This is a genomic window from Sphingomonas benefaciens (assembly GCF_052907485.1).
The window spans coordinates 1,010,105-1,035,512 of sequence record NZ_JBREIC010000001.1; the positions used below are offsets into that span (position 1 = coordinate 1,010,105).

At 67.9% G+C, this 25,408-nt stretch carries 27 protein-coding genes, 1 tRNA gene and 1 pseudogene; 17 read left to right on the top strand and 12 right to left on the bottom strand.

The features are described from left to right. The first annotated feature begins 37 nt into the window (after window positions 1-37). Window positions 38-1,306, top strand: a complete 1,269-nt coding sequence (locus ACU5AX_RS04910; RefSeq protein ID WP_446689891.1) for an HD-GYP domain-containing protein — start codon at window positions 38-40, stop codon at window positions 1,304-1,306. Then, window positions 1,303-2,409 (top strand): GGDEF domain-containing protein, encoded by a 1,107-nt coding sequence (locus ACU5AX_RS04915; protein WP_446689892.1) that lies wholly within the window; start codon window positions 1,303-1,305, stop codon window positions 2,407-2,409. The genes ACU5AX_RS04910 and ACU5AX_RS04915 overlap by 4 nt, the downstream gene beginning before the upstream one ends. A 40-nt stretch (window positions 2,410-2,449) precedes the next feature. Here the strand turns inward: ACU5AX_RS04915 and ACU5AX_RS04920 are convergent, their stop codons facing one another. From ACU5AX_RS04920 to ACU5AX_RS04930, 3 genes are all read right to left on the bottom strand, one after another. After that, on the bottom strand, window positions 2,450-3,316 hold the full coding sequence (locus ACU5AX_RS04920; RefSeq protein ID WP_446689893.1) for a DeoR family transcriptional regulator: 867 nt from the start codon (window positions 3,314-3,316) through the stop codon (window positions 2,450-2,452). 126 nt (window positions 3,317-3,442) lie between these two features. After that, a complete protein-coding gene (locus ACU5AX_RS04925; RefSeq protein WP_446689894.1) occupies window positions 3,443-3,955 on the bottom strand; it encodes a biliverdin-producing heme oxygenase in 513 nt (170 codons plus the stop codon). A gap of 43 nt (window positions 3,956-3,998) precedes the next feature. Then, window positions 3,999-4,988: an NADP-dependent oxidoreductase gene (locus ACU5AX_RS04930; protein ID WP_446689895.1), complete on the bottom strand. Its 990-nt coding sequence runs from the start codon at window positions 4,986-4,988 to the stop codon at window positions 3,999-4,001. Between the two features lie 153 nt (window positions 4,989-5,141). Between ACU5AX_RS04930 and ACU5AX_RS04935 the strand changes: the two are divergent. Both ACU5AX_RS04935 and ACU5AX_RS04940 read left to right on the top strand, forming a co-directional pair. Continuing rightward, window positions 5,142-5,804, top strand: a pseudogene (locus ACU5AX_RS04935) (DUF47 domain-containing protein); the annotation flags it as partial. A 12-nt stretch (window positions 5,805-5,816) separates the two neighbouring features. After that, complete coding sequence (locus ACU5AX_RS04940) at window positions 5,817-6,818, top strand: inorganic phosphate transporter (protein WP_446689896.1); 1,002 nt, start codon at window positions 5,817-5,819, stop codon at window positions 6,816-6,818. A gap of 426 nt (window positions 6,819-7,244) precedes the next feature. Here the strand turns inward: ACU5AX_RS04940 and ACU5AX_RS04945 are convergent, their stop codons facing one another. Then, window positions 7,245-8,447, bottom strand: a complete 1,203-nt coding sequence (locus ACU5AX_RS04945; protein ID WP_446689897.1) for a hypothetical protein — start codon at window positions 8,445-8,447, stop codon at window positions 7,245-7,247. Between the two features lie 165 nt (window positions 8,448-8,612). On the opposite strand from ACU5AX_RS04945, the gene budC reads away from it, so the two are divergent. The 11 genes from budC to purQ all read left to right on the top strand — a co-directional run bounded on the left by budC (window position 8,613) and on the right by purQ (window position 17,867). After that, complete coding sequence (gene budC, locus ACU5AX_RS04950; RefSeq protein WP_446689898.1) at window positions 8,613-9,374, top strand: meso-2,3-butanediol dehydrogenase; 762 nt, start codon at window positions 8,613-8,615, stop codon at window positions 9,372-9,374. 11 nt (window positions 9,375-9,385) lie between these two features. After that, complete coding sequence (gene msrB, locus ACU5AX_RS04955) at window positions 9,386-9,829, top strand: peptide-methionine (R)-S-oxide reductase MsrB (protein ID WP_446689899.1); 444 nt, start codon at window positions 9,386-9,388, stop codon at window positions 9,827-9,829. Between the two features lie 142 nt (window positions 9,830-9,971). Continuing rightward, complete coding sequence (locus ACU5AX_RS04960) at window positions 9,972-11,114, top strand: fumarylacetoacetate hydrolase family protein (protein WP_446689900.1); 1,143 nt, start codon at window positions 9,972-9,974, stop codon at window positions 11,112-11,114. Window positions 11,115-11,148: 34 nt separating this feature from the next. Beyond that, a complete protein-coding gene (gene xylB / locus ACU5AX_RS04965; RefSeq protein WP_446689901.1) occupies window positions 11,149-11,931 on the top strand; it encodes a D-xylose 1-dehydrogenase in 783 nt (260 codons plus the stop codon). Between the two features lie 83 nt (window positions 11,932-12,014). After that, a complete protein-coding gene (locus tag ACU5AX_RS04970) occupies window positions 12,015-12,419 on the top strand; it encodes a hypothetical protein (RefSeq protein WP_446689902.1) in 405 nt (134 codons plus the stop codon). 68 nt (window positions 12,420-12,487) lie between these two features. Further along, entirely contained in the window at window positions 12,488-13,297 is an 810-nt protein-coding gene (locus ACU5AX_RS04975) for a hypothetical protein (RefSeq protein ID WP_446689903.1), read from the top strand. A gap of 59 nt (window positions 13,298-13,356) precedes the next feature. Continuing rightward, window positions 13,357-15,000, top strand: a complete 1,644-nt coding sequence (locus tag ACU5AX_RS04980) for an alpha-L-fucosidase (RefSeq protein ID WP_446689904.1) — start codon at window positions 13,357-13,359, stop codon at window positions 14,998-15,000. A 95-nt stretch (window positions 15,001-15,095) separates the two neighbouring features. Next, on the top strand, window positions 15,096-15,800 hold the full coding sequence (locus ACU5AX_RS04985; RefSeq protein ID WP_446689905.1) for a hypothetical protein: 705 nt from the start codon (window positions 15,096-15,098) through the stop codon (window positions 15,798-15,800). 368 nt (window positions 15,801-16,168) lie between these two features. Then, window positions 16,169-16,948 carry a phosphoribosylaminoimidazolesuccinocarboxamide synthase gene (purC, locus tag ACU5AX_RS04990; protein WP_115377279.1) on the top strand — a complete coding sequence of 260 codons (780 nt, stop codon included), beginning with the start codon at window positions 16,169-16,171 and terminating at the stop codon, window positions 16,946-16,948. Window positions 16,949-16,966: 18 nt separating this feature from the next. Further along, a complete protein-coding gene (gene purS, locus ACU5AX_RS04995) occupies window positions 16,967-17,197 on the top strand; it encodes a phosphoribosylformylglycinamidine synthase subunit PurS (protein ID WP_198352463.1) in 231 nt (76 codons plus the stop codon). A gap of 1 nt (window position 17,198) precedes the next feature. Beyond that, window positions 17,199-17,867 carry a phosphoribosylformylglycinamidine synthase subunit PurQ gene (gene purQ / locus ACU5AX_RS05000; protein WP_446689906.1) on the top strand — a complete coding sequence of 223 codons (669 nt, stop codon included), beginning with the start codon at window positions 17,199-17,201 and terminating at the stop codon, window positions 17,865-17,867. Window positions 17,868-17,876: 9 nt separating this feature from the next. On the opposite strand, the gene ACU5AX_RS05005 is transcribed toward purQ, so the two are convergent. Further along, window positions 17,877-18,617, bottom strand: coding sequence for a queuosine precursor transporter (locus tag ACU5AX_RS05005; RefSeq protein WP_446689907.1), 741 nt, complete (start codon window positions 18,615-18,617; stop codon window positions 17,877-17,879). Window positions 18,618-18,679: 62 nt separating this feature from the next. Between ACU5AX_RS05005 and ACU5AX_RS05010 the strand changes: the two genes are divergently transcribed. Together ACU5AX_RS05010 and ACU5AX_RS05015 are read left to right on the top strand one after the other, a co-directional pair. Further along, window positions 18,680-18,756: transfer RNA gene (locus ACU5AX_RS05010), tRNA-Arg, on the top strand. A 78-nt stretch (window positions 18,757-18,834) separates the two neighbouring features. Next, a complete protein-coding gene (locus tag ACU5AX_RS05015; protein ID WP_446689908.1) occupies window positions 18,835-20,016 on the top strand; it encodes a PQQ-dependent sugar dehydrogenase in 1,182 nt (393 codons plus the stop codon). 8 nt (window positions 20,017-20,024) lie between these two features. Here the strand turns inward: ACU5AX_RS05015 and ACU5AX_RS05020 are convergent, their stop codons facing one another. The 7 genes from ACU5AX_RS05020 to rpsM all read right to left on the bottom strand — a co-directional run bounded on the left by ACU5AX_RS05020 (window position 20,025) and on the right by rpsM (window position 25,339). Continuing rightward, entirely contained in the window at window positions 20,025-20,150 is a 126-nt protein-coding gene (locus ACU5AX_RS05020; RefSeq protein ID WP_446689909.1) for a hypothetical protein, read from the bottom strand. Between the two features lie 372 nt (window positions 20,151-20,522). Further along, window positions 20,523-22,079: a glutamine-hydrolyzing GMP synthase gene (gene guaA / locus ACU5AX_RS05025; protein ID WP_446689910.1), complete on the bottom strand. Its 1,557-nt coding sequence runs from the start codon at window positions 22,077-22,079 to the stop codon at window positions 20,523-20,525. Window positions 22,080-22,145: 66 nt separating this feature from the next. Beyond that, on the bottom strand, window positions 22,146-22,514 hold the full coding sequence (locus tag ACU5AX_RS05030; RefSeq protein ID WP_446689911.1) for a hypothetical protein: 369 nt from the start codon (window positions 22,512-22,514) through the stop codon (window positions 22,146-22,148). A gap of 136 nt (window positions 22,515-22,650) precedes the next feature. Then, window positions 22,651-23,073, bottom strand: a complete 423-nt coding sequence (gene rplQ, locus ACU5AX_RS05035) for a 50S ribosomal protein L17 (protein WP_446689912.1) — start codon at window positions 23,071-23,073, stop codon at window positions 22,651-22,653. A 258-nt stretch (window positions 23,074-23,331) separates the two neighbouring features. Further along, entirely contained in the window at window positions 23,332-24,399 is a 1,068-nt protein-coding gene (locus ACU5AX_RS05040) for a DNA-directed RNA polymerase subunit alpha (protein WP_198352456.1), read from the bottom strand. A gap of 89 nt (window positions 24,400-24,488) precedes the next feature. Then, window positions 24,489-24,878: a 30S ribosomal protein S11 gene (gene rpsK, locus ACU5AX_RS05045; RefSeq protein ID WP_007405180.1), complete on the bottom strand. Its 390-nt coding sequence runs from the start codon at window positions 24,876-24,878 to the stop codon at window positions 24,489-24,491. Between the two features lie 92 nt (window positions 24,879-24,970). Beyond that, window positions 24,971-25,339 carry a 30S ribosomal protein S13 gene (gene rpsM, locus ACU5AX_RS05050; RefSeq protein ID WP_198352455.1) on the bottom strand — a complete coding sequence of 123 codons (369 nt, stop codon included), beginning with the start codon at window positions 25,337-25,339 and terminating at the stop codon, window positions 24,971-24,973. Between the last annotated feature and the right edge of the window lie 69 nt (window positions 25,340-25,408).

A 25,408-nucleotide genomic window follows, 5' to 3' on the forward strand; every position in this document is an offset into this window, starting at 1 on the left:
CAGCGAAATCTTCACCTGTGTCAGCCATCTCGGTTGCATGACGGGCGGACGGGGACACAACAAGCTGCTGCGGATCGACGGGCGGCAAGTCGAACTGGGCATGTACATTCACGAACTGCATTGTTCGTGGTTGGACAACCCGTTCTGGCGTAAGAGCTTTCTGCTGACCGACGTGGCCGACCGCGATGGCGTGCGGCAATCGGTACCCGCCGTCACCATCGATCTGTCCAAGGGCCGCGGGCTGACCCTGGTCAAGACCACCGGCCGCTTCCTGCCGGCGGCGGAGGAGCATCGCGATCTGCCGCCCGCCGCCGTGCCAAAGCTGATCCGGCGGCGTCCCTCCAACAGCCTCGACCGGGCACGTGCCAGCGTCGAACAGGCGACCCAGGCGATCACCGACCTGTTCGAGGAAGCCCGGCTCGGCCGGGCGATCGGGGTCGAGACACTCAACACCACGGTCGACGACCTGGCCGACGCCATGACCCGCGACGCGGCGGCGATGATCACGGTGACCCGGCTCAAGGACACCGATCGCTACACCTACATCCATTCGGTCGCGGTCGGCGCGCTGATGATGGGGCTGACCCGCCACCTCGGCTATGACGAGGCGGACGTGCGCGTCGCCGGCATGGCCGGGCTGCTGCACGACATCGGCAAGATGGCGGTTCCGTCGGCGATCGTCGGCAAGCCGGGCAGACTGACGCCAGAGGAGCTGGAGGTGATGCGCACCCATCCGGCACGGGGCCACGGCACGCTGACCGCGATCGCGGAACTCGATCCCCGCATCCTCGACGTCTGCCGTCACCATCACGAGAAGGTCGATGGCACCGGCTATCCGGATGCGCTGTCGGCAGAGGCGCTGTCGCCGTTCGCGCGCATCTCGGCGATCTGCGACGTCTATGACGCGGTCACCTCGATCAGGGCGTATAAGCCCGCCTGGTCGCCGCATACCGCCCTCGCCCGGATGCAGGCGTGTCAAGGGCATTTCGACCCCGACCTGCTCCGCCCCTTCATCGTCAGCCTCGGCATTCAGCCGTTCGGCGCGCTGGTGCGGCTGCATTCCAACCGGCTCGGCCTGGTCGTCGCCGACGGCGACAGCCCGCAGGCCCCGATCGTCCGGGTCTTCTTCGACGTCGAGCGGCAATGCGAATTCGCGCCGATCGATGTCCCGAGTGCCCAGGACGCGATCATCCGCAGCGAGCGCGGCGAATATTGGTTCGGCGCGCGCTGGACCGCGGTGCATACGGCGGTGATGGGTGACGGTGCCCCGCTGCCCGATGGCGTCCGGCAGGAGGCACGGGCATGAGCACTGCGCTACACAGCGCGCCGCGGCGCCGGCTGCGGCTGGGGGGATGGCTGTCGCAGGCCCCCGCCCCGGCCGGCGGCATGCCGTCCCCCGCCCCGGCCCCGGTGCGCGAGAACACCGCCGCGCGCCTGTATGACGAGGTCGGCGAATTTCTGTTCACGCACGACCTGCCGCTCGCGCCCGACATTTTTGGCGTCGCCCTCGCCTATCTCGGCGGTGAGGATCGCGAGCTGACGCTGACCATCCGCGAGCGGTTGCGCACCGAAGGCCGGCTCGATGCCGACTTCCTGCGTCAGCTGGCGGAGATGCGCAGCGGCGGCATCCGCCCGACGACGATCGCCCGCATGGCCGACACGCTCGCCGCGCAGCTGGCGCAATGTCTGGCGCTGCTCGGCGAATCCTGCACGTCGGCGACGGAATATGGCGACGCGCTCGACCGCGAGGTCGAACAGCTCGACAGTCCGGCCGGCGGCGGCGATGCCATGAGCCGGCTGATCGACCTGACGATGCAGGCGGTCGCCACCTCGCGCCAGATGGCGGAGCGGCTGGAGGAAAAGCGCCGCGAGACGACGCGCCTGCGCGACAATCTCGATCGCGCCCGCCGCGCGGCCGAACAGGATCACCTCACCGGACTGATCAATCGCCGCGGCTTCGACGCCCGGCTGCAGGCGCGCAAGCACGCGGGCGAGCCCGCCGATTGGTGCGTCGCGGTGTGCGACATCGACGATTTCAAACGGATCAACGATCGCCATGGCCACGATGCGGGCGATCGCGTGCTCAAGCTGGTCGCACGGCTGCTGAAGACCGAGCTTGCCCCCGACGCCATCGTCGCCCGGCACGGCGGCGAGGAGTTCGCCTGCCTGTTCGCCCATGCCGACGTCGATACCGCCTTTGCCAAGCTCGACGCGGTGCGCCGCTCGATCGCCGCGCGCTCGCTGGTCAATCAGGACACTGGCGAGCCGATCGGCTCGCTGACCATATCGATCGGCCTGGCGGCGGTGGCCGACGACCCGGTCAGGGCGATGCGCCGGGCCGACGCCGCCTTGTACGGGGCGAAGCGGGACGGCAAGAACCGGGTGGCCGTAGCGGAGCGCGGCGCCTGAATTTGCCGGCAGCGCCGGCCGTTCAGGCTGGTCGAGGAGTCTAGAAGACGATCGGTGGCGGCGGTCCGACCTGATAGGCGGTGTGCGGCGCGTCGAAGGGGAAACCCTGCGCCGCCGCCGCGGCGATCGCCAGCCGGACCGAGGTCGCGGTGCGCTGGCTCGTCTCGATCGCGTCAGGCCGCTTCATCCAGTCGGATGAGATGATATAGCCCTGGCGCAGGCGCACCACCGGCCCGCCGGCATGGCCCAGACGCCCCAGCCGCCGCCGCACCGTGGTTTCCGACAGGTTGAGCACCCGCGCCAGCACGCTCGCGCGCACGGCATGGTCCGGGCCGAAGCGGACGCCCTCGACCGGCCGCCGCGGCGGCAGCGGCGCGCGATGCAGATTGCCCGCCAGGATCGTCGAGAAGATCACCAGATCGAGCCAGTTGCCGTGGATTGCCTGATTGCTGTCCGCGGTCGCCAGCATCACGTCGACGGCCGCCTGCACCCCGACCGTCCTGTCGTAGCGCACCGCGCTGGGGCGCAGCACCGGCAGCTCGCCCGCATCGTACAGGGCTTGGACGAAACAGACGAAGCTGTCGTGGGTGAGTGCGATCAGCCCGGCGATGTCGGGACGCGTCAGGACCTCGGGATCGACCACGACCCCGCCGTGCAGCCGTACGCACAGCCCCGCCGCGATCAGGGCGTTGACGTGGCGGCGGACGGTTTCAAACGATCGCCCGAGAGAGATCGCTGCCGAATGGGTCGAGATACCCGAGTTGCGGGCGCCGCCACGAATGCTTTCGCGCGTGATCAGAGAGAAGATCGCGAAACGGTCGATATCGCCGTCGAAGCATCGCAGCCCCGCAGCATTGACCCTTGTCTGCATGTCGGCGAGCAGCCGTGTCATGCTCAACAGCTTCAACCGTCTCTCCGTTTGCAAACGCCCCGACGAAGTCGTTCGTTTGCCACGGATCACCCGTTTTGGGCAGAAAAAGGACGCGTATTCCGCCAGTTTGAGCATTTGTCCATTTCGGACTTCACCGGCACTTCAGTCGCCGAGCGCACCCCGATAGAGAGCGAATGTCTGTCGCGCGCCGTGCAGCGCCGCTGCGCGCCAGCGATCGTCTCGCGCTGCCGCCTGCCGCTCGAGGGCGTCGAGCAACGCCCGCCACTCGCCCCGCTGGTGGACCGCACCGAGATAGGCGGACGGAGCGTCCGGCGGCAGGCCGCGGGCCAGAAGCTGCCCGCCCAGCCGCGATCCCTCGATGACATAGAGCGCGCCCCAACGCGCACCCTCGTTGTCGAGCACGAACGGCAGCGCCGCCGGCAGCGGCCGCCCGAGTGCGGCGAGATCGGCGGCAAGTGCGTCGGCGCGCGGCCGCCAGACCGGCAGATCGTCATGATTGGCCAGCGCCGCTTCGACCGCCGGCAGCGCGCGGCCGTGCGCGATCAGAAAGCGCAGATAGTCCGCCGTCCGGTCGAGACGCAACGCGCCGAACCGGGCATCGACCGCGTCATGATCGGCGGCGGTCTCGGTGCGGAGCGTCTGGACAAAGGACATCCGCACGCCCCTGACGCCTGCACCGCCGCCTGTCGAGGGGGCGTCAGACCAGCGTCAGCACGATCTTGCCGCTGACGTGCCCCTCGGCCTGCGCCTGCTGCGCCGCGGCCGCCTGATCAAGGGGAAAGGTCTGCACCACCCGGACCTTGACGGTGCCGTTGGCGACGAGATCCCCGATCTCTCCCAGCTGCGCGGCATTGGGCCGGGCGAGCCAGCGTGGCGCCGCGCGCACGCCGTGACGCGCCGCCTCGGCCTGGTCCGGTTCGCTGACCGTCGACACCAGGATGCCGCCCTGGCGCAACGTCCCCCACGACCGCGCCCGCGTCTCGCCATCGATCAGATCGAACACCAGGTCGACGTCGCGGGCGATCTCCTCGAACCGCTCGCTGGTGTGATCGATCGCGCGATCGACGCCGAAATCGCGGAGCAACTCCTGGTCGTCGGGACCGGCCGTGGCGAACACCTCCGCCCCCTTCCAGCGGGCGAGCTGCACCGCGAACTGACCGACGCCGCCGGCACCGCCGTGGATCAGCACGCGCTGCCCCGACTGCAGCCCGCCGTGATCGAACAGCCCCTGCCACGCAGTCATCGCCGCCAACGGGATCGCCGCGGCGGTCGTCATGTCCAACCCGTCGGGAATGGCGCACAATTCGATCGCCTTGACGATGACGTAATCGGCCTGCGCCCCGCGGTCGAAATCGATGAAGGCGAAGACCGGGTCGCCATGGCGCACCATGTAATGCGCCCGCGTCCCGAACGTCTCGATCGTGCCGGCGAGGTCGCGGCCAAGCACCGCCGGAAGCTGCGCCTCGCCGACCGGCGGGAATTGGCCTTCGCGGGTCTTGTAGTCGACCGGGTTGACGCTGGCGGCATGGACGCGGACCAAAACCTCGTCGTCCTGCGGCACAGGTAAGGGCAGGTCGCGGACCTCCATCACCTCGGGTCCGCCGAAGCGCGGGATCACCAGCGCACGGCCGCTGCGCGGCGCCGTCTCGGGCGTTTCCGACTCGCGCATGGGATTGTCGGTGGCCATGATCGCTGTGTCCTTCCTATCCTGTCTCGACCGCTCCGAACGCGACGCGCCGCCGTGCGATCCCCCGGCGAGACGCCCGCCAGCGCACTTTCGGCTTGCACCGCGGCCCCGCGCCCGCCATGCGCCGCCCCGCCTACCACCGACATGTTCATCCAGACGAAAGGTCTCGCCATGGTTGCCTGGTTCCAGGCGCTGATGCCCAAGCAGGGGCGTTTCTTCGAGCAGTTCGAGGCGCATGCGGCGACGTTGGTCGCCGGGGCCGAGGCGCTGCAGCGGCTGTTCGCCAGCGAGGGCACGACCGCGCAGCATATCGCCGAGATCGTGCGCCGCGAGCATGAGGCGGACGACATCACCCGCGACGTGCTGCAGGACGTGCGCCGCGTCTTCGTGACGCCATTCGACCGTTCGGCGATCACCGACCTGATCGGGGTGATGGACGATTCGATCGACCAGATGAACCAGACCGCCAATACGATCGAGCTGTATGAAGTAACCACCTTCGCCCCCGACATGCGCGCCATGGCGGACCTGGCGGTCGAGGCGGCGCGGGTCACCGCGCAGGCGATCCCGCTGCTCCGCCATCTCGATCGCAATGCGGCGCAGCTGCACGATCTGACCGCGCGGCTGGTCGCGATCGAGGGCCGCGTCGACGAGCATCACGCCGCCGGGCTGAAGGCGCTGTTCAAGGCGTGCGGCGACAATCAGCCGATGCGCTTCATCGTCGATCGCGAGATCTACAGCCATCTCGAACGGATCGCAGACCGGTTCGAGGACATCGCCAACGAGATCCAGGGTCTCGTGATCGACCACGCCTGAGGCGCGCGCGACATGACCATCTCCTTCACCGTGCTGGTCCTGCTGATCGGCGTGGCGCTGCTGTTCGATTTCCTGAACGGCCTGCACGATGCGGCGAACTCGATCGCCACCGTCGTCTCGACCCGCGTGCTGAAGCCGCATCATGCGGTGCTGTGGGCGGCCTTCTTCAACTTCATCGCCTTCACGGTGTTCGGGCTGCACGTCGCCAACACGGTCGGCAAGGGCATCGTCGATGCGCAGGTGATCGACCCGCAGGTGATCTTCGGCGCGCTGATGGGGGCGATCAGCTGGAACGTCATCACTTGGCGCTTCGGCATCCCGTCCTCGTCCAGCCACGCGCTTATCGGCGGGCTGCTCGGCGCCGGCATCGCCAAGGTCGGCCCCTCGGCGATCGTCTGGTCGGGCGTACGCAACACGATCGCGGGCATCTTCGTGTCGCCCGCGGTCGGCCTGATCCTCGCGCTGGCGCTGGTCCTGGTCGTCGCCTGGACCTCGCTCCGCCTGACGCCGATGGGCGTCGACCGCCGCTACCGCAAGCTGCAGCTCGTCTCCGCGGCGCTGTACAGCCTCGGCCACGGCGGCAACGACGCGCAGAAGACGATGGGGATCATCGCCGTGCTGCTCTATTCGCAGGGTATGCTCGGCGGCGAGTTCCACATCCCCTTCTGGGTGATCCTGGCGTGCCAGGCCGCCATGGCGGCAGGCACGATGTCGGGCGGCTGGAAGATCGTCCACACCATGGGCTCGAAGATCACGCGGCTGACCCCCGCACAGGGCTTCTGCGCCGAGACCGGCGGCGCGATCACGCTGTTCCTCGCCAATGTCGGTGGCATTCCGGTGTCGTCGACGCACACCATCACCGGCGCGATCGTCGGCGTCGGCTCGGCGCGGCGCCTGTCGGCGGTGCGCTGGAACGTCGCCAGCCGCATCGTCGTCGCCTGGATCGTGACGCTGCCGGCGGCCGGCCTGATCGGCGCGCTCTGCTACGAGGCGACGAGGCTGATCGCCCGGTGAGCGGAAGGCGCGATCCGTCCGGCTGACGGACGGAGCGTGCCGCCATCACCCCCGTTATTCTCGCGGAGGCGGGAATCCAGAAACGCTGGCATAGCGGCCCTTGCGACGACCGCCGCGTCTGGATCCCCGCCTCCGCGGGGACGACGGACTATGGCGACGGCGACGCGATGTCCGCATGGTCCCTCGGCGCAACCTGCCACACGGTCAAACTGCCACGACAGCTTGCGGGTGTCTGCCAGCAGCCGGTCGGCATAACGATACGCGCCGCCGTCAACCTGCCCCCGCCGTCATTCCCGCGCAGGCGGGAATCCAGAAACGCTGACGTAGCGGCCCTTGCGAAGACCTGCGCGTCTGGATCCCCGCCTACGCGGGGATGACGGACTGGGGCGATGGCGGTGCCACTTCCACACGATCGCGCGGCGCGGCCTACAGCGCCCAGTCCAGCTGCAACCACAGCTTGCGGGTGTTGGTCAGCAACCGGTCGGCGCGATAATCGGCATAGCGGACGCTCGCCGTCGTGCGGCCGAATTTGGCGCTCGCCAGCAGGTCGATCTCATTGCCATAGTGCCGGACCAGCCGGTCGCTCTCGAACCGGTGGTAGACTGCGGTCAGCCCGACCGCCTTCGCCGGGCCGAGCGTCGTCCAGCCCCATCCTGCGCTGGCATAGAGGTCGCGGATGCCGTCGGCGGGGGTGGTGGTGAATTTGTCGGCCCAGCCCTGGAACTTGAAGATCGAGGCGAGCGGCGTCTGGAAGCTGGTCAGCGCGCTGCCGTCGCTGGCGCCGAGCACCTCGTAACCGGCGCCGAGGCGCGGGCCGCCGAAATCCACGCCGACATCGGCCAGGCCGTAGCCGGCCGCATAGCGATTGGGGTTGCGGTGATAGTCCGACTGGCGCGCATAGCTCAGCTGGTAGCTCACCTTCACCGGCCCGATCGGCCGCATTCCCGCCAGCCGGGCACCATAGGTCTGGCTGGACAGCCGGAAGCCCTGGACCGCCGCCTCGTCCTCGTCGATCAGATAGGCGAAGCCGGTCAGCCGCCCGACCGGCGAATCCCAGCCGAGATTGGCGAGCACGGTATCGCCGCCGATCGACCGCGGGCGCGCGCCGCGTCCGTCGATGCCATTCACCGTGCGGATCGACCAGACGTAGCTGACGTCCGCCTTGACGCCCCGCAGCGGCACGACTTCCGCCCGCACCGCGTCGAAACTCTGCCCGTTGTTGCGGATCGTGCCCTGGCCGACGAAACGCTCGTCGTCGAGCGCGATGACCTGCCGCCCCGCCGTCACCGTCAGCGGTGCGCTGGCATAGCGCGCCTGTGCGCGGAAGATCGCGATATTCTGAGGATCGGCAATCAGTGGCCGCGTCGCCGTGCCGTGCAGGCCGTCGAAATAATCAGGCACGATCGCCAGATTGCCCTGCGCCTGCACCAGCGCCGACCACGGTCCCTCTGCAACCTGCACACCGGTGCGCAGTCGCACCGTCACCGCGTCGCTGTCCTGCGGCAGACCGTCCTGCTCGACTCGTTCGTAGCGCAGCCGACCCTCCGCCAGTGGCGTCACCGTCTGCGCCGTCGCAGACGCTGCCGAGCCGAGCGCCGCCGTGGCGGCCAAAATCGCGATCCCCCGCATAGTCTCCCCTTCCGGATCGTGGGGTTAGCCGATGATCGCGGCCTACCCAATTTAGGAAAGGTTGCGCGATCGATACGGAGTGTTGCCGCTCGGACCGCGACCGCACCGCAACCAAGGCCAGCATGGGCCGTTCACCCGCACCGCTCGGACAGACAGGAGAGACGCGTGGCGCGATTTGCGGACAAGGTGGTGGTGGTGACCGGAGCAGCCTCCGGCATCGGCGAAGGCGCCGCGCGTCGCTTCGCGCAGGACGGCGCCCGGCTGGTGCTCGGCGACAAGGATCGCGACGGGCTGGAGCGGCTCGCCGCCGAACTGGGCGGCCAGGTCGAGACGGTGATCGTCGACGTCTCGGTCAACGCCGATTGCGAGACGCTGGCGGCGCGCGCGGTGGAACGGTTCGGCCGCATCGACGTGCTGGTTAACGATGCCGGCGTCGACCACCTCGGCAAGCTCGACGAGGGCGGCCTAGAGAAATTCACCAAGGTCATCGAAACTGACCTGTACGGCGTCGTCCAGATGAGCCGCGCCGCGATCGCCGCGTTGCGCCAGAGCCGCGGCTGCATCGTCAACATCTCGTCCGTCTCCGGCCTCGGCGGCGACTGGAACCACAGCTTCTATTGCGCCGCCAAGGGCGCGGTGACCAATTTCACCCGCGCGCTGGCGATGGACGAGGCGAAGAACGGCGTGCGCGTCAACGCGGTCAACCCGTCGCTGACCTATACCGCGCTGACCGCGGGGATGAAGGAGCAGCCGGAGCTGATCGCCAAGTTCGAGGAGCGCATCCCGATGGGCCGCGGCGCCGAGCCCGCCGACATCGCCGGGGCGGTGGCCTTTTTGGCGAGCGAGGACGCGCACTATATCACCGGGGTCAACCTGCCGGTCGACGGCGGCCTGTCCGCCTCGAACGGCCAGCCACCGCTGAGCTGAAGGACCCGATGATGACCGACTATCGCAAGACCGACGAGGCGATCGCCAAGCTGACGCCGGAGCAATTCTACGTGACGCAACAGAGCGGCACGGAGCGCCCCGGCACCGGCGAATATCTCTACAACAAGGAGCCCGGCATCTACGTCGACATCGTGTCGGGGGAGCCGTTGTTCGCCTCCGCCGACAAGTTCGATTCGCATTGCGGCTGGCCGAGCTTCACCAAGCCGATCGAGCCCGCGCGGGTGCAGGAACTCTCCGACCGCAGTCACGGCATGGTGCGGACCGAGGTGCGCTCCGCCGGCGGCGACAGTCACCTCGGCCACGTCTTCGACGACGGTCCGCGCGATCGCGGTGGTCTGCGCTATTGCATCAACTCCGCGGCGCTGCGCTTCGTCCCCAAGGCGGAGATGACGGCACAGGGCTATGGCGACTATCTGGATCAGGTCGAGGGTTGATGCGATTGGCAGTGGCCGGTCGCGACACGGCCGCCCGCTGCCACCCTCGCCGTCCTGACCGGGCGGATCGGCCTTGAACCGCCCCGGTCGCCTGCTATTGCCCGACAAATTCACCGGCAATCCAGCGACAGAGAGGTTCGGCATGCCCGCCTATTTTGATCCTGCCACGGCGCTCGGCGCGGATTGGCGCCGGGGCCGCTGGCTCGGGCGAATCGATCGCGGCGACGGGCCCTCGCCTATCTTCGTCGTCGACGGCATCGTCCACGACATGAGCCGCGTCGCGCCGACCGTCGCCGAACTGGTCGCGCGGCAGGCGTTCGACCCCGCCGCGGGCACGCCGGTCGGCGATCTCGCGACGCTCGGCCTGTCGGCCGACGGCATGCCGCGGCTGCTCAGCCCGATCGACCTGCAATGCGTCAAGGCGGCGGGCGTCACCTTCGCCACCTCCGCGCTGGAACGCGTGATCGAAGAGCGCGCGCGCGGCGATGCCACCGCCGCGGCGGGGCTGCGCGGCCGGCTCGAACAGCGGGTCGGCGGCGGCCTGCGCCAGGTCGTGCCCGGCTCGGCGGAGGCCGCCGCGCTCAAGGCCGCGCTGATCGACGAAGGCCTGTGGTCGCAATATCTCGAGGTCGCGATCGGCCCGGATGCGGAAATCTTCACCAAGGCGCCGGTGCTCGCGACGGTCGGCTGGGGCGCGGAGGTCGGCATCCGCTCCGACTCGACCTGGAACAATCCGGAGCCGGAGGTGGCGCTGCTCGTCGCACCGGACGGCCGCGCGGTCGGCGCCTGCCTCGGCAACGACGTCAACCTGCGCGATTTCGAAGGACGTTCGGCGCTGCTGCTCGGCAAGGCGAAGGACAACAACGCCTCGGCCGCGCTCGGCCCCTTGGTCCGCCTGTTCGACGACGGCTATACGATCGATCACGTCCGCGATGCGCAGGTGACGCTGACCATCGTCGGCGAGGACGGCTATCGCCTCGACGGCCACAGCTCGATGCGCGAGATCAGCCGCGATCCGCTCGAGCTCGTCCGCCAGGCGCTGAGCGAGCATCACTATCCCGACGGCTTCGTCCTCTACCTCGGCACGCTGTTCGCGCCGATCCAGGATCGCGACGAGCCCGGCCGCGGCTTCACCCACAAGGTCGGCGACACCGTCACCATCGCCAGCCCCGGCCTCGGCGAGCTGGTCAACCGCGTCACCACGTCGAAGGATGCCGCGCCGTGGACCTTCGGCACGCTTGCGCTGATGCGCAATCTCGCCGGCCGCGGCCTGCTCGCCGCCTGATCGGCGGCCCCCTCGATCCTTTGAAAGCACCCACATGACCGACCTGCCCGCCGCCGACCGCCGCGCCATCTACCCCTCGCTCCGCGGCAAGCGCGTCATCGTCACCGGCGGCGGGTCGGGCATCGGCGCCGGCCTGGTCGAGGCCTTCGTCGCGCAGGGTGCGCGCGTCGCCTTCGTCGATGTCGCGGTGTCCGACAGCGAGGCGCTGGTCGCGCGCCTGTCGCACGAGGCTGCGCATCCGCCGCTGTTCCGGCCGCTCGACCTCACCGACCTCGACGCGCTGAAGACGGTGTTCGCCGAACTGATCGCGCAACTCGGCGGCTGCGACGTGCTGATCAACAATGCCGCCAACGACGATCGCCACGCGATCGCCGACGTCACCCCGGCCTATTGGGACGAGCGGATGAACGTCAATCTGCGCCACCAGTTCTTCGCTGCCCAGGCGGTGGTACCGGCGATGACCGCGGCGGGCGGCGGGTCGATCCTCAACTTCGGCTCGATCAGCTGGCATCTCGCGCTCGAAGACCTCATCCTCTACCAGACCGCCAAGGCCGCGATCGAGGGCCTGACGCGCAGCCTCGCCCGCGATCTCGGCCGCAAGGGCATCCGCTGCAACGCCATCGTCCCCGGCAACGTCCAGACGCCGCGTCAGGAGAAATGGTACACGCCGGAGGGCGAGGCGGAGATCGTCGCCGCGCAATGTCTCGACGCCCGCATCCAGCCTGCCGACGTCGCCGCGCTCGCGCTGTTCCTCGCCTCGGACGACGCGCGCCTATGCACCGGTCACAATTACTGGATCGATGCCGGCTGGCGGTAAGCGGCGCGGCGGCGGGGCGTCGCCGGCCATGACGACTTTGGTACGGTAACGGAATTTTTTAAATATCAGTCCATAATGGCCTGATGGCTCCACCGCGTTATGACATTCGGCCGGATGCGGACGCGCAGTTTCTGCGGCTGACGCTGTCAGGCGACTGGGATGCCGCCACGTCCGAACGCTTCGCGACCGACGTCGCCGAACGGCTGCGCATGATGCTGGCCGATGGCGTCCGGCATGGCGAGCTGCGCACGCTGATCGACATGCGCGAGAAGATGGTGCTCCCGCAGCAGGCGGCGGCGCATTTCACCCGCCTGATCCGTCCCGGCGGCCCGTCGAAGCGGATCGCCCTGCTCGCCTCCGGTGCGCTCCACCGGTTGCAGGTGAAGCGGTTCATCGACGATCGCTGCCGCCTGTTCGAACATGAGACGGATGCCATGGCGTGGCTGCTGGCGGATCCATGGCGAGACGCCGCCCCCGCCGATGATTGACCACCGGATGCTGGACGTGGTCGAATCCCGCCGCCAGCTTCGCCTATTCGCCTCGTGAGGTACAGCCCGTGACCACCACGCCTTCGCGCATCGCCGGTTTCGCGCCGAACCCCGGCGCAACCCTGGCCTTCGCCCTGACATCCGCGCTGCTGGTGGTGCTCGCCCACGCCATCGCCTATCTCGCGCATGAATATGCGCACAGCATCGTCGCCTGGGCGCTGGGCTGGATGGCCGACCCCTTCGCGCTCGATTATGGCCCGGCGACGCTCAACAACATCCTGTTCCTTGGCGATGTCGGCGACAACGTGCCCTATGACGCGATCTTCGCGCAGGGGCGCGGCCTGCAGGCGGCGGTCATCGCGCTGGCCGGCATGACGATCGGCAACGTCGCAGCCTATGTCCTGCTCGCCCGCCTCGCCACCCGGCCGTGGATCGCCGGCCATCCGATGCGGCTGTCGATCGTCTTCTGGCTCGCGCTGATGTCGGCGGGCAACGTGTGGAGCTACGTGCCGGTGCGCGCCCTCGCCACTCATGCCGACATCGCCCTGGCGGCGAAGGGCTTCGGCGTGGCGCCGTGGCTGCAATTGCCCTTCCTGCTGGTCCCGTCGCTGGGCGTCATCCTGCATTTCTTCGGTCGGATGTGCGGTCCGGTCATTGCCGGCATTGCCCGCGCCACGCCCGGTAGGGCCGTCGTGCTGATCGCGCTGACCGGCTATTGGTTCTTCGTCTTCTTCGTCGGCGATGCCGCGGGCGGCAGCTACGGCATGCCGGCGGAACTGATCGCCATCACCTCCAAATATCTGCTGTTCCCGCTGTCGACGGCGTGGCTCTGGCACCGCTATGCCACCTGCCTCGCTGCCCCGCATACCAGTCGATAGCGCTCGACAGCGCCCCATTCGTCCCATAGTCTTTCGTCTGACATATCGGGAGGGATTCGGTGGACCGGCGATCGTTTCTGTACGGCGCGACCGCCACCGGCGCCGCGACGCTGATCGACCGGGCGGCCCGGTCCCGCACCGGCCCTGCCGCCGCGTCGGGCCCGTTCCAGCCCGAGTGGTCGTCGTTGGTCGCCGGCTATCGGGCGCCGGACTGGTTCCGCGACGCCAAGTTCGGCATCTGGGCGCATTGGTCGGCGCAATGCGTGCCCGAGGCGGGCGACTGGTATGCGCGCGAGATGTATCTGCAGGGCACGCGTGCCTACCGCCACCATCTCGACCATTACGGCCACCCCTCGCAGGTCGGCTTCATGCAGATGTATCCGCGCTGGACGGCGGCGCGATGGCACCCGGAACGGCTGCTAGACCTCTATCAGCGCGCCGGCGCGCGCTATTTCATGGCGCTGGCCAACCACCACGACAATTTCGACAGCTATGCCTCGACCCATCATGCGTGGAACAGCACCCGCATCGGTCCGAAGCGCGACATCATCGGCGAATGGAGCCGGCTGGCGCGGGCGCGCGGCCTGCGCTTCGCCGTCTCCAACCATTCCGCCCATGCCTGGCACTGGCTGCAGCCGGCCTATGGCTACGATCCCGAAGGGCCGCGCGCCGGCCAGCGTTACGACGCCGCCGTCCTGACCCGGGCGCAGGGGCGCGGCCAATGGTGGCAGGGGCTCGACCCGCAACAGCTCTACACCGGCCCCACCATGCCGATGCCGGACGGCCTGCGCTCGATCGCCGCCGCCAACGCCTGGCACGAGAAGAACGACCGCCTCTGGATCGAAACGCCGCCCGCGGCCAATCCCGGCTTCACCCGCAACTGGTCGCTGCGCTGCCGCGAGCTGATCGACGTCTACCGGCCGGACATGATCTATTTCGACAATTTCGCGCTGCCGCTCGGTCAGGTGGGGCTGGATGTCACCGCCCATTTCTACAACCAGTCGATGCGCTGGCACGGCGGCCGCAACGAGGCGGTGGTCACCGCCAAGGGCACGCCGGCCGACCGGCGCGCCGGCATCGTCGACGATGTCGAGCGCGGCGTCCATGACGACATCCAGCCCTATCCGTTCCAGACCGACACCTGCCTCGGCAACTGGCATTACGACCGCGATCTTTACGAACGCGACGGCTACAAGACGCCGGCCAAGGTGATCCACACCTTGTGCGACGTGATGGCGAAAAACGGCAATCTGATGCTGTCGGTGCCGATGCGTGGCGACGGTACGATCGACGAGAAGGAGGAGGCGATCGTCGAGGCGATCGCGGCGTGGATGGGCCGATACGGCAGTGCCATCTACGGCACCCGCCCCTGGCATCGGTCCGGCGACGGCCCGACCCGCCCGGCCGGCGGCGACTTCAACGAAGGCGGCCGCGACAGCCCCTTCACCGCGCGCGACATCCGCTATGCGCGCAAGGGCAGCGCCGTCCACGCCTTTGCGCTCGGCTGGCCGGACGACGGCATCGTCCGCCTGCCCGCGCTGGCGGCGCAGGGCGAGGTACGGCGGGTCACCGTGCCGGGCTCGACGGTGCCGCTGCCCTTCCGCCGCACGTCCGAGGCGGTCGAGGTCGATGTGCCCGGCGCGCTGCGCAATCCAATCGGCATTGCCCTGATCGTTGAGGGCGATGGCCTGACGCGCGGCTGATCACCCCGTCGGCCGCTGAACGTGCCAGAATCTTCACCGGCTTGACGCAATTCCTACTAGCTGCGTAGATAATCGTGTTGGCGGGAGACAACGCGATGCGGTGGCTGGTGATCGGATTGGCCTGCGTCCTGTTGGCAGGCTGCAGCAAGGCACCCGACGGCCCCGGCGAGGTGACGGCGCGCGCCGGCACGCTCGCCTTCGCCTATCAATTCACCTTCCGCTTGCCGTCCGCGCGCATCGCCGATGCGCAGGAGGCGGCAGCCCAGGCATGCGAACGGCTCGGCGTGGGCTGCCGGATCACCGGCATGACCTATCGCGTCGACGACGCCGCCCGGGTTTCCGCCAGCCTCGACCTCCGCGTCGCGTCTTCTGGCGCCCGCGCCTTCGGGCGCCGCAGCGTCCAACAGGTCGAGCAAGCGGGCGGCGTCCTGGCGCAGGCGGAGATCAGCGGCACCGATCCCACCGATGCGAAGGCTCAGGCGGCCGATGCGGCCGACAGGAACGACGCCGAGACGCAGCCCGCCGGACGGACACCGGCCGCGTCCGTCGTGCCGGCGAACGTCGCCACCACGCCGATCCGCTTCACCTATGTCGCGGGCGCCGGCGTCGGGCTGCGCGCGCGCCTCGGCGAGGCCGCGGCGGCCGGCTATGCCTCGCTGAACTGGACGCTGGGCAACGCGCTGACGCTGCTGGCCTACGGCATTCCGCCGTTCGTGCTGCTGTTCCTGGTCGCTTTGTTCTGGCACCGCGTCGGCCGCCCGCTCCATCGCCGGCTCTTCCCGCCGCCGCCGGCCGGATGACGCCGTCGCTGCCCGACCCGCCGTCGGTCCGCGGCGATGCGGCAGGCTCATTTGGGCGGGCCGCACCGGTTCGCTCAGCCGCTGTCCTACAACGCCGTCGCCCGCTACGCTCGCATCGCCCCGCTCTTTGATTCGTCCAGACCATCTGCCGCGTGCCCCCATGCACGGGTGGGACCTTTGCGACCTTTCGAGGTTGGCGGCCCAGCGAACTGCGGGCATCGCGCGCCCCTTTGGGTGAGACTTTTGAGACTTTCCGCGCCGAGCGGGAAGATTGCACCCCCGCCCCCCTTCCCCTATAGGCGCCTCGATCCTGCCCCGGCCACGTCAAGGGCGTCGCCGGGGCGCACCGTTTCCAGGGGACTGCGCACATGGCTCGCCGCCGCCAGATCTACGAGGGCAAGGCCAAGATCCTCTACGAGGGCCCGGAGCCGGGCACCCTGATCCAATATTTCAAGGACGACGCCACCGCGTTCAACGCCCAGAAGAAGGGCACGATCAACGGCAAGGGCGTGCTCAACAACCGGATCAGCGAGCATGTCTTCACCCTGCTCGACGCGATCGGCGTACCGACGCATTTCATCCGCCGCCTCAACATGCGCGAACAGCTGATCCGCCAGGTCGAGATCGTGCCGATCGAGGTCGTCGTGCGCAACGTCGCCGCCGGCTCGCTGTCGAAGCGCCTCGGGATCGAGGAAGGCACCAAGCTGCCGCGCACGATCATCGAATATTATTACAAGGACGACGCGCTCGGCGATCCGATGATCACCGACGAGCATATCGCGGCCTTCGGCTGGGCAAGCCAGGAGGAGATGCACGACATCGCCGACCTCGCGATCCGCGTGAACGACTTTCTCACCGGCCTGTTCGCCGGCATCGGCATCCGCCTGGTCGACTTCAAACTTGAATTCGGCCGGATCTGGGACAATGACTATGGCCGGATCATCCTGGCGGACGAGATCAGCCCCGACGGCTGCCGCCTGTGGGACATGACCAGCGGCGAGAAGCTCGACAAGGATCGTTTCCGCCGCGACCTGGGCGGCGAGGCGGAGGCCTATCAGGAGGTCGCCCGCCGGCTCGGCCTGATGCCCGAGGGCGAGGACAATGCGGTGCTCGACCTCGACAGCCATCGCAAGCGGCGTGGCAAGTAAGGCAGGGAGAAGTCACCGATGAAGCTGCGTATCTTCGTGACGCTCAAGCCCGGCGTGCTCGACCCCCAAGGCCGTGCGATCCACCACGCACTGGGCAGCCTCGGCTTCCAGGGCGTCGAGGACGTCCGCGCCGGCAAGATGTTCGAGCTGGAGGTCGCCGACTCGACCGACGATGCGGCGATCGACGGCATGTGCCGCCAATTGCTCGCCAATACCGTGATCGAAAACTACCGGGTGGAGCGCGTTTGAGATGAAGACCGCCGTCATCGTCTTTCCGGGATCGAACTGCGACCGCGACCTCGCCGTCGCGCTGGAGGCGGTGACCGGCGTCAAGCCGGCGATGGTCTGGCATGCCGAAACCGAACTGCCGGACGGCATTGGCTTCGTCGCGGTGCCCGGCGGCTTCTCCTACGGCGACTATCTCCGTTCCGGCGCGATCGCCGCCCGCTCGCCGATCATGTGCGCGGTGGTCGAACAGGCGGGCCGCGGCCTGCCCGTGTTCGGCGTGTGCAATGGCTTCCAGGTGCTGACCGAGGCGGGGCTGCTCCCCGGCGCGCTGATGCGCAACGCCGGCCTCAACTTCGTCTGCCGCGACGTCGCGCTGACCGTCGAGAATGCGCAGACCGCCTTCACCAGCCGCTATGACGCGGGCGAGACGCTCTCGGTGCCGGTCGCGCACCACGACGGCAATTACTTCGCCGATGCCGATACGCTCGACCGGCTCGAGGGCGAAGGCCGCATCGCCTTCCGCTACGGCGAGGCGGTCAATGGCTCGGCGCGCAACATCGCCGGCATCGTCAACGCCGCCGGCAACGTGCTCGGCATGATGCCGCACCCGGAACGCCGGATCGAGACGGCGCACGGCGGCACCGATGGCCGTCGTCTGTTCGAGGGTGTGCTGGAGACGGTCGGCGCCTGACCGCGCTGGCTAGAGCCGGGTCCGGAACGGCGAGAAGTCGGTGGCCCGATCGAACACGTCGACGCCCTCCGCGCGCTTGAGCCAGCCGACCACCGCATAGGTGACCGGCGTCAGCAGCACCTCCCAGCAGACCTTCAGCGCCCATTGCGTGAACAGTACGGTGACGACCAGCGCGGGCGTCCACCCGGTCGCACCCAGGAAGGCGAGCGGGTAGAAGATCAGGCTGTCGACGCCCTCGCCGACGACCGTCGATCCGATGGTGCGCATCCACAGATGCCGCCCCTCGCTCCACACCTTCATCCGCGCCATGACGTAGGAGTTGACGAACTCCCCCGCCCAAAAGGCGCACACGCTGGCCAGCACGATGCGCGGCACTTGGCCGAAGATCGTCTCATAGGCGGCCTGGTTGGTCCAGCTCGGCGCCGGCGGCAACGCCACCACCACCCAGCTCATGAACGCCATGAACACCACCGCCGCGAACCCCGCCCAGATCACCCGCCGCGCACGGGCATAGCCATAGACCTCGGTCAGCACGTCGCCGATCACATAGCTGATCGGAAAGAACAGGATGCCCGCGCCGAACGGCCAGTCGCCGATCCCCGGCAGATGGATTACGGCGACCTTGCCCGCACCGATGACGTTGGACAGCAGCAGCAGCGCGACGAACGCCGCCATGACGAAATCGTAATAGCGGAACGCCGCCCCTTGCATGGCGGCGGCATCGACGGGGCGTTCGGCTGGCTCGGTCATCGGCCTGGCATCATATCCCGGTTCCGCTGCCGCACAATCCGCGCTAGTCCCCCCTCTGGTGCGCGCCCGTAGCTCAGTTGGATAGAGCACGAGCCTTCTAAGCTTGGGGCCGCTGGTTCGAATCCAGCCGGGCGCGCCAATGTCCCTTCGCTGGTCGCCACGCATCTTCAGCATCGTTCGATCGTTGATCGCCGCACAGCGAAGGAAGGAAGGCGCCATGACGACCCGATGGGGAATGGCACTCTTCGCGGCGCTCGCGGTGAGCGGATGCGGTAGCGACGATAGCGGCGGTGCGATCGGTTCGACACCATCGCCGACCCCCAGCGTCTCGCCGACGCCGAGTCCCTCGCCCTCCGCCACCACGCCGGCAATCGCGGTTACGGCGGTCGACCAGCGCGTCGTCGCCAGCCTCGACAATCCCTGGGCGATCGCGGTCTTGCCCGACGGGCGCATGCTGGTCACCGAGAAGCCGGGGCGGCTGCAACTGGTGACCACCGGCGGCGCAAAGACCGCCATCGCCGGTGTGCCCAATGTCTTCTATTCTGGGCAACTCGGGCTGCAGGACGTCGATCTCGACCCAGGCTATGCCAGCAACGGGCGCGTGTGGCTGAGCTATGCAGAGCCCGCGACCGGCGGTCAGCGACTGGCCGTAGCACGCGGTACGCTCAACCTGACGGCAAACCGCCTCGATGACCTGACGATAGTGTGGCGCGCGACGCCGACGACCACCGGCGGGCAGCTCGGCGCGCGCCTCGCCTTTTCGCCCGACGGCCGCTATCTCTTCGTTACCAGCGGCGAACGCCAACAGGGTACGCCGGCACAGGATTTGTCCGGCACTTTGGGCAAGATCGTCCGGCTGAACCTGGACGGCAGCGCGGCGGCCGGCAATCCCTACGCAGCAACCGCCAACGCCCGGCCGGAGATCTGGACGCTCGGCCACCGCAATCCCTACGGCCTGGTCTTCGCCAGCGACGGCCGGCTGTTCGAAAGCGAGATGGGTCCGGCGGGCGGCGACGAGTTCAACATGATCGAGCCGGGCCGCAATTATGGCTGGCCGCGCGTCTCGGAGGGCGACAATTACGACGGCACGCCGATACCGCGCCACAGCACCAATACGGCCTATACACCGCCGCTGGTCAGTTGGACGCCGGTGATCGCGCCGGGCGGCATGATCCAGTATCGCGGCAGTGCGTTCGGGGGCTGGACGGGAGATTTCCTGCTGGCTGGCCTGGTGCAGCAGGGCATCGTGCGTGTTCGGGTCAGCGGCAACACCGCCACCGAAGTCGCCCGGATCGGGTTGGGCGACCGGATCCGCGACGTGGCGGAAGGACCGAACGGCACCTTATGGGTGCTACGCGACGGCAGCGGCGGGGCGCTGATCCAGCTCACCCCGCGTTGAGGACGCGATCAGGCAGCGAGGCGAACCGGCGTGGCGGCGCGGTCGTTAGCCGTCACGGGACGCGGCGCCGTGATGGCAGGCGTCTGGGTGGCAAGGCGACGGTATTCGAAGAACAGGGCGATCAAGCTGAACATGGGGAGGTCTTTCATGCTTTGCCGCAATGCAGCATGATCTCCATGTGGCGAGGTACGGCGGTTGCGGCAAATGCAAGTCGGTTCTTCAACATTGCAGGGCACACAATCGTCCATGGCATCGGCAGGAGATGGCACCCGATGCCGGCGCCCCTGCTGCCGACCCGCCCTATCGGAAATGCATGTCGCAACCATGCAAGGCAAGGCTCACGCTGGCCAAATTGGCGCGGCATTCTCCAGTGCCGCACCCTCGCGAACCGAGAAGGCAGCACTCATGGTCAGTGCCGTGTCCTGCCCTCGCAGCCATCGCTCCGACATTCGAATCAACCTAAAAACCGCGCGGTCAGACCTCCAATCGACCGTTCGTCATGGCCATCATTCCCATTCGATCGTGCCAGGCGGCTTGGAGGTATAGTCGTAGACCACCCGGTTGACGCCCTTCACCTCGTTGACGATGCGAGTCGCGACTCGGGGCAGGAAGTCTCCGGGGAAGTCGAATACCTCTGCCGTCATGCCATCGGTGGACGTGACGGCGCGCAGGGCCAGCACCGAATCATAGGTGCGGCCGTCGCCCATCACCCCCACGGTGCGCACCGGCAGCAGCACCGCGAAGGCCTGCCAGATCGCATCGTACAGGCCGGCGTTGCGGATCTCCTCGAGGTAGATGGCATCCGCCTTGCGGAGGATGTCGCAGCGCTCGCGGGTTACCTCGCCGGGAATGCGGATGGCGAGGCCGGGTCCGGGGAAGGGATGGCGACCGACGAAGATCTCCGGCAGGCCCAGCTCGCGACCGAGGACGCGGACTTCGTCCTTGAACAGCTCGCGCAGCGGCTCGACGAGCTTCATGTTCATCCGCTCGGGCAGGCCGCCGACATTGTGATGGCTCTTGATCGTCACCGACGGGCCGCCGGTGAAGCTGACGCTCTCGATCACGTCGGGATAGAGCGTGCCTTGGGCGAGGAACTCTGCCCCGCCAATCTTCTTCGCCTCCGCCTCGAACACGTCGATGAAGGTCTTGCCGATGAACTTGCGCTTCGCCTCCGGGTCGGTGACGCCGGCGAGGCCGTCCATGAACAGGTCCTGCGCCTCGACGTGGACGAGCGGGATATTGTAGTGGCCGCGGAACAGGCCGACGACCTGCTCGGCCTCGCCCGCGCGCAGGATGCCGCCGTCGACAAAGACGCAGGTCAGCTGGTCGCCGATCGCCTCGTGGATCAGCAGCGCCGCGACCGCCGAGTCGACCCCGCCGGACAGGCCGCAGATCACCTTGCCGCTGCCGACCTGGGCGCGGATGTCAGCGATCTTCGCCTCGCGGAATTCCGCCATCGTCCAGTCGCCCGCCAGTCCGCAAACGTGACGCGCGAAATTGGCGATCAGCTTGCCGCCGTCCGGCGTGTGGACGACTTCCGGATGGAATTGCACGCCATAGAAGCGGCGCGCCTCGTCAGCGACGATCGCATAGGGTGCGCCTTCGGAGGTCGCGACGGGGACGAAACCGGGAGCGAGCGAGTCGACCTTGTCGCCGTGGCTCATCCACACCTGATGGCGCTCGCCGCTCGCCCAGAGCCCGTCGAACAGCGCGCATTCCGACTTGATGTCGACGAACGCCTTGCCGAATTCGCCGCCGTCGCCCGAGACGACGACATTGCCGCCGAGCTGCGCGCTCATCAACTGCTGTCCGTAGCAGATGCCGAGGATCGGCACCCCCGCCTCGAAGAAGCGCTGCGGCGCGCGCGGGCTGTTCTCCGCGGTGACGGAGGCAGGGCCGCCGGACAGGATGATCCCGGCCGGCTTGATCCGGTCGAACGCCTCCTCCGCCGACTGGAAAGGTGCGATCTCCGAATAGACGCCCGCCTCACGCACTCGCCGCGCGATGAGCTGGGTGACCTGACTGCCGAAGTCGATGATGAGGATGCTGTCGCTGTGCTGCATGGCGCCGGCCTTAGCGGTGCAGCCAGACGAGGCCAAGCCCGACCGGAAGGTCTCCACCGCCTGCCCTCACTCCATGCCCGGCGGAAGTTTCAACACCAACGGCACCGTCGCTGGTGGGCTAGCGTCGACTTGTGCCGGCCGGGAAGGATCCAACGCAACGATGCTCGCATCGGTCCGGCCGAGATTGCGGAACCGGTCGCCGTGGCGATGCAGATCATCGGGCCCCAATCGGGGCGCGCCGGACGGACGAACGCCGAGGATCGTCGCGCCACCGGCATAAGCGGCGATCGCTTGGTCGCGCCGCCGCGCCTGTTCCCGGTTGAACTTCAGCCATTCCGCGGTGGGCGTCGATACGGCGGTGCGTTGCGGCTGATAGCGTTCGGTACAGCCCGAGACCGCCCGCGCAATCAGACCCAATACCAGTGTATGTCGCATCGTCCCCCCGGATCGGGCGATCGGCTCGATCACCGGGAGGAGCCCTATCAGTCCATAGTTGACCTGATGCTGAACGCACGAAGGGCGCGCCGTTGCCGACGCGCCCCTGTATTGCCGGAACCGGCGACGATACCGATCAGGCGGCTTCGTCGAACTCCTCGTCGGTCATCACCGGGCCCGAATCCTGGCCCTTGGCCGACACGTCGCGGTCGACGAACTCGATGATCGCCATCGGCGAGGCGTCCGAGGCGCGGATGCCGGCCTTGATGATGCGGGTGTAACCGCCGTTGCGGTCGGCGTAGCGCGACGCCAGGACGTCGAACAGCTTCACCAGCTGCGCATTGTCGAGCAGGCGCGCATGGGCGAGACGACGGTTGGACAGGCCACCCTTCTTCGCCAGCGTGATCAGCTTCTCGACGTAGGGACGCAGTTCCTTCGCCTTGGCGACAGTGGTGGTGATATGCTCGTGCTTGATGAGCGCGGCCGACATGTTGCGGAACAGGGCCAGACGATGGGCCGAGGTACGCTGCAGCTTACGGCCGCCGACGCGATGACGCATGATTCACTTCCTTCGTTCGTTAAGGGGCCGTGTCACGGAACCCCAGAGCTGGCGGTTTACGACCCGGGGACCGCCGTTCACCCCGTCTGAAAAGTCTCAAAGGTCGCACGCATCGCATGCTTCCCTGGCCGCCGGGTGGCGGTGCGGCGGAGCCGCACCGAGCACGTCGATCGGGATCGGGTCGCGACTGCGTCGCTTCCCGATCCGTCGGCCGGGCTGACGCCGTCTCGGAGATAGCTTTCGCTATCTCCGCGCGGCTCAGCCCATGATCTCCTGCTCGAGCTTCTTGGCCATTTCCTCGATGTTCTCGGGCGGCCAGCCCGGGATTTCCATGCCGAGGCGCAGGCCCATGGACGAGAGCACTTCCTTGATCTCGTTCAGCGACTTGCGACCGAAGTTCGGGGTCCGCAGCATCTCGGCCTCGGTCTTGCCGACCAGATCGCCGATATAGATGATGTTGTCGTTCTTCAGGCAGTTCGCCGAACGCACCGACAGTTCCAGCTCGTCGACCTTCTTGAGCAGGTAACGGTTGATCTGCTGCGTGTCGCCCGCGACCTCGCCACCGGTAGCCGGCACAGCGGCCTGGCCGATCGGCGCCGACGAACGGGTGATCGCCGAATCGTCGAAGTGAACGAACAGCGCCAGCTGGTCCTGCAGGATACGCGCGGCATAGGCCACCGCATCGTCCGGGGTCACCGTGCCGTCGGTCTCGATGGTCAGCGTCAGCTTGTCATAGTCGAGGTCCTGACCGACGCGGGTCGGGTCGACCTTGTACGACACCTGGCGCACCGGCGAGTAGAGCGCGTCGACCGGGATCAGGCCGATCGGCGCGTCGGCCGGACGGTTGGCGGTCGCCGGGACATAGCCCTTACCGATGTCGGCGGTCAGTTCCATGTTGAACGTCGCGCCTTCGTCGAGGTGGCAGATGACCAACTCGGGATTCATCACCTCGATGTCGCCCGACACTGCGATGTCGCCGGCCTTGACCTCGGCCGGACCGGTCGCCGACAGCTGCAGACGCTTCGGGCCTTCGCCCTGCATCTTCAGCGCGATCTGCTTGACGTTGAGGACGATGTCCGTGACGTCCTCGCGCACGCCGGCCAGGCTGCTGAACTCGTGCAGCACGTTCTCGATCTTGATCGAGGTCACCGCCGCACCTTGCAGCGACGACAGCAGCACACGACGCAGCGCGTTACCGAGCGTCAGGCCGAAGCCACGCTCCAGCGGCTCGGCGATGAAGGTCGCCTTGCGCTTGCCATCGCCGCCCTTCTTCTCAAGGCCGTTGGGCTTCTTCAGTTCCTGCCAGTTCTTTGCGTTGACAGACACGTGTGTCCCCTAATTTGGGGCCGGAACGGGGGCGGTTCCAGCCGGGAAAGAGACGCGCCGACTCGTCAGCCGGCGCGTGGAGCGCCTGATTAGACGCGGCGACGCTTCGACGGGCGCACGCCATTGTGCGGGATCGACGTCACGTCGCGGATCGAGGTGATCTGGAAACCGACCGCCTGCAGCGCGCGCAGCGCCGACTCGCGGCCCGAACCCGGGCCCTTGACCTCGACTTCGAGGGTGCGGACGCCGTGTTCGGCGGCCTTCTTGCCGGCGTCCTCGGCGGCGACCTGCGCTGCATAAGGAGTCGACTTACGGCTGCCCTTGAAGCCCATCATGCCGGCGGACGACCACGAGATGGCATTGCCCTGCGCGTCGGTGATGGTGATCATGGTGTTGTTGAAGCTGGCGTTCACGTGCGCGACGCCGGCGGTGATGTTCTTGCGCTCGCGACGGCGAATGCGCTGCGGTTCACGTGCCATTGTTGGTAATCCTGACCTGAATCTCTGATGCGGAAGCCGCGGCGGCTGTCAGCCTCCAGCCTGCCTCCGGCGGAGAAGTAAGCGCCCCGCGCTTACTTCTTCTTGCCCGCGATCGGCTTCGCCTTGCCCTTGCGGGTGCGCGCGTTGGTGTGCGTGCGCTGGCCGCGGACCGGCAGGCCCTTACGGTGACGCAGGCCGCGGTAGCAGGCCAGGTCCATCAGGCGCTTGATGTTCATCGCGGTCTCGCGACGAAGGTCACCCTCGACCGTGTGGTCGGCGTCGATCGTCTCACGGATCTGCAGCACTTCCTGATCGCTCAGGTCCTGCACGCGACGCTCCGCGGCGATGTTCAGCTTGCCGGTGATTTCCTTCGCCTTAGCCGGGCCGATGCCGTGGATATAGGTCAGCGCGATCACCACGCGCTTGTTGGTCGGGAGATTGACACCCGCGATACGTGCCATGAAACGTTTCTCCTTGCTCCACAGGGGCCGGCATGGCCGCACGGCCCCCATCTCGTCGCATTACATCCG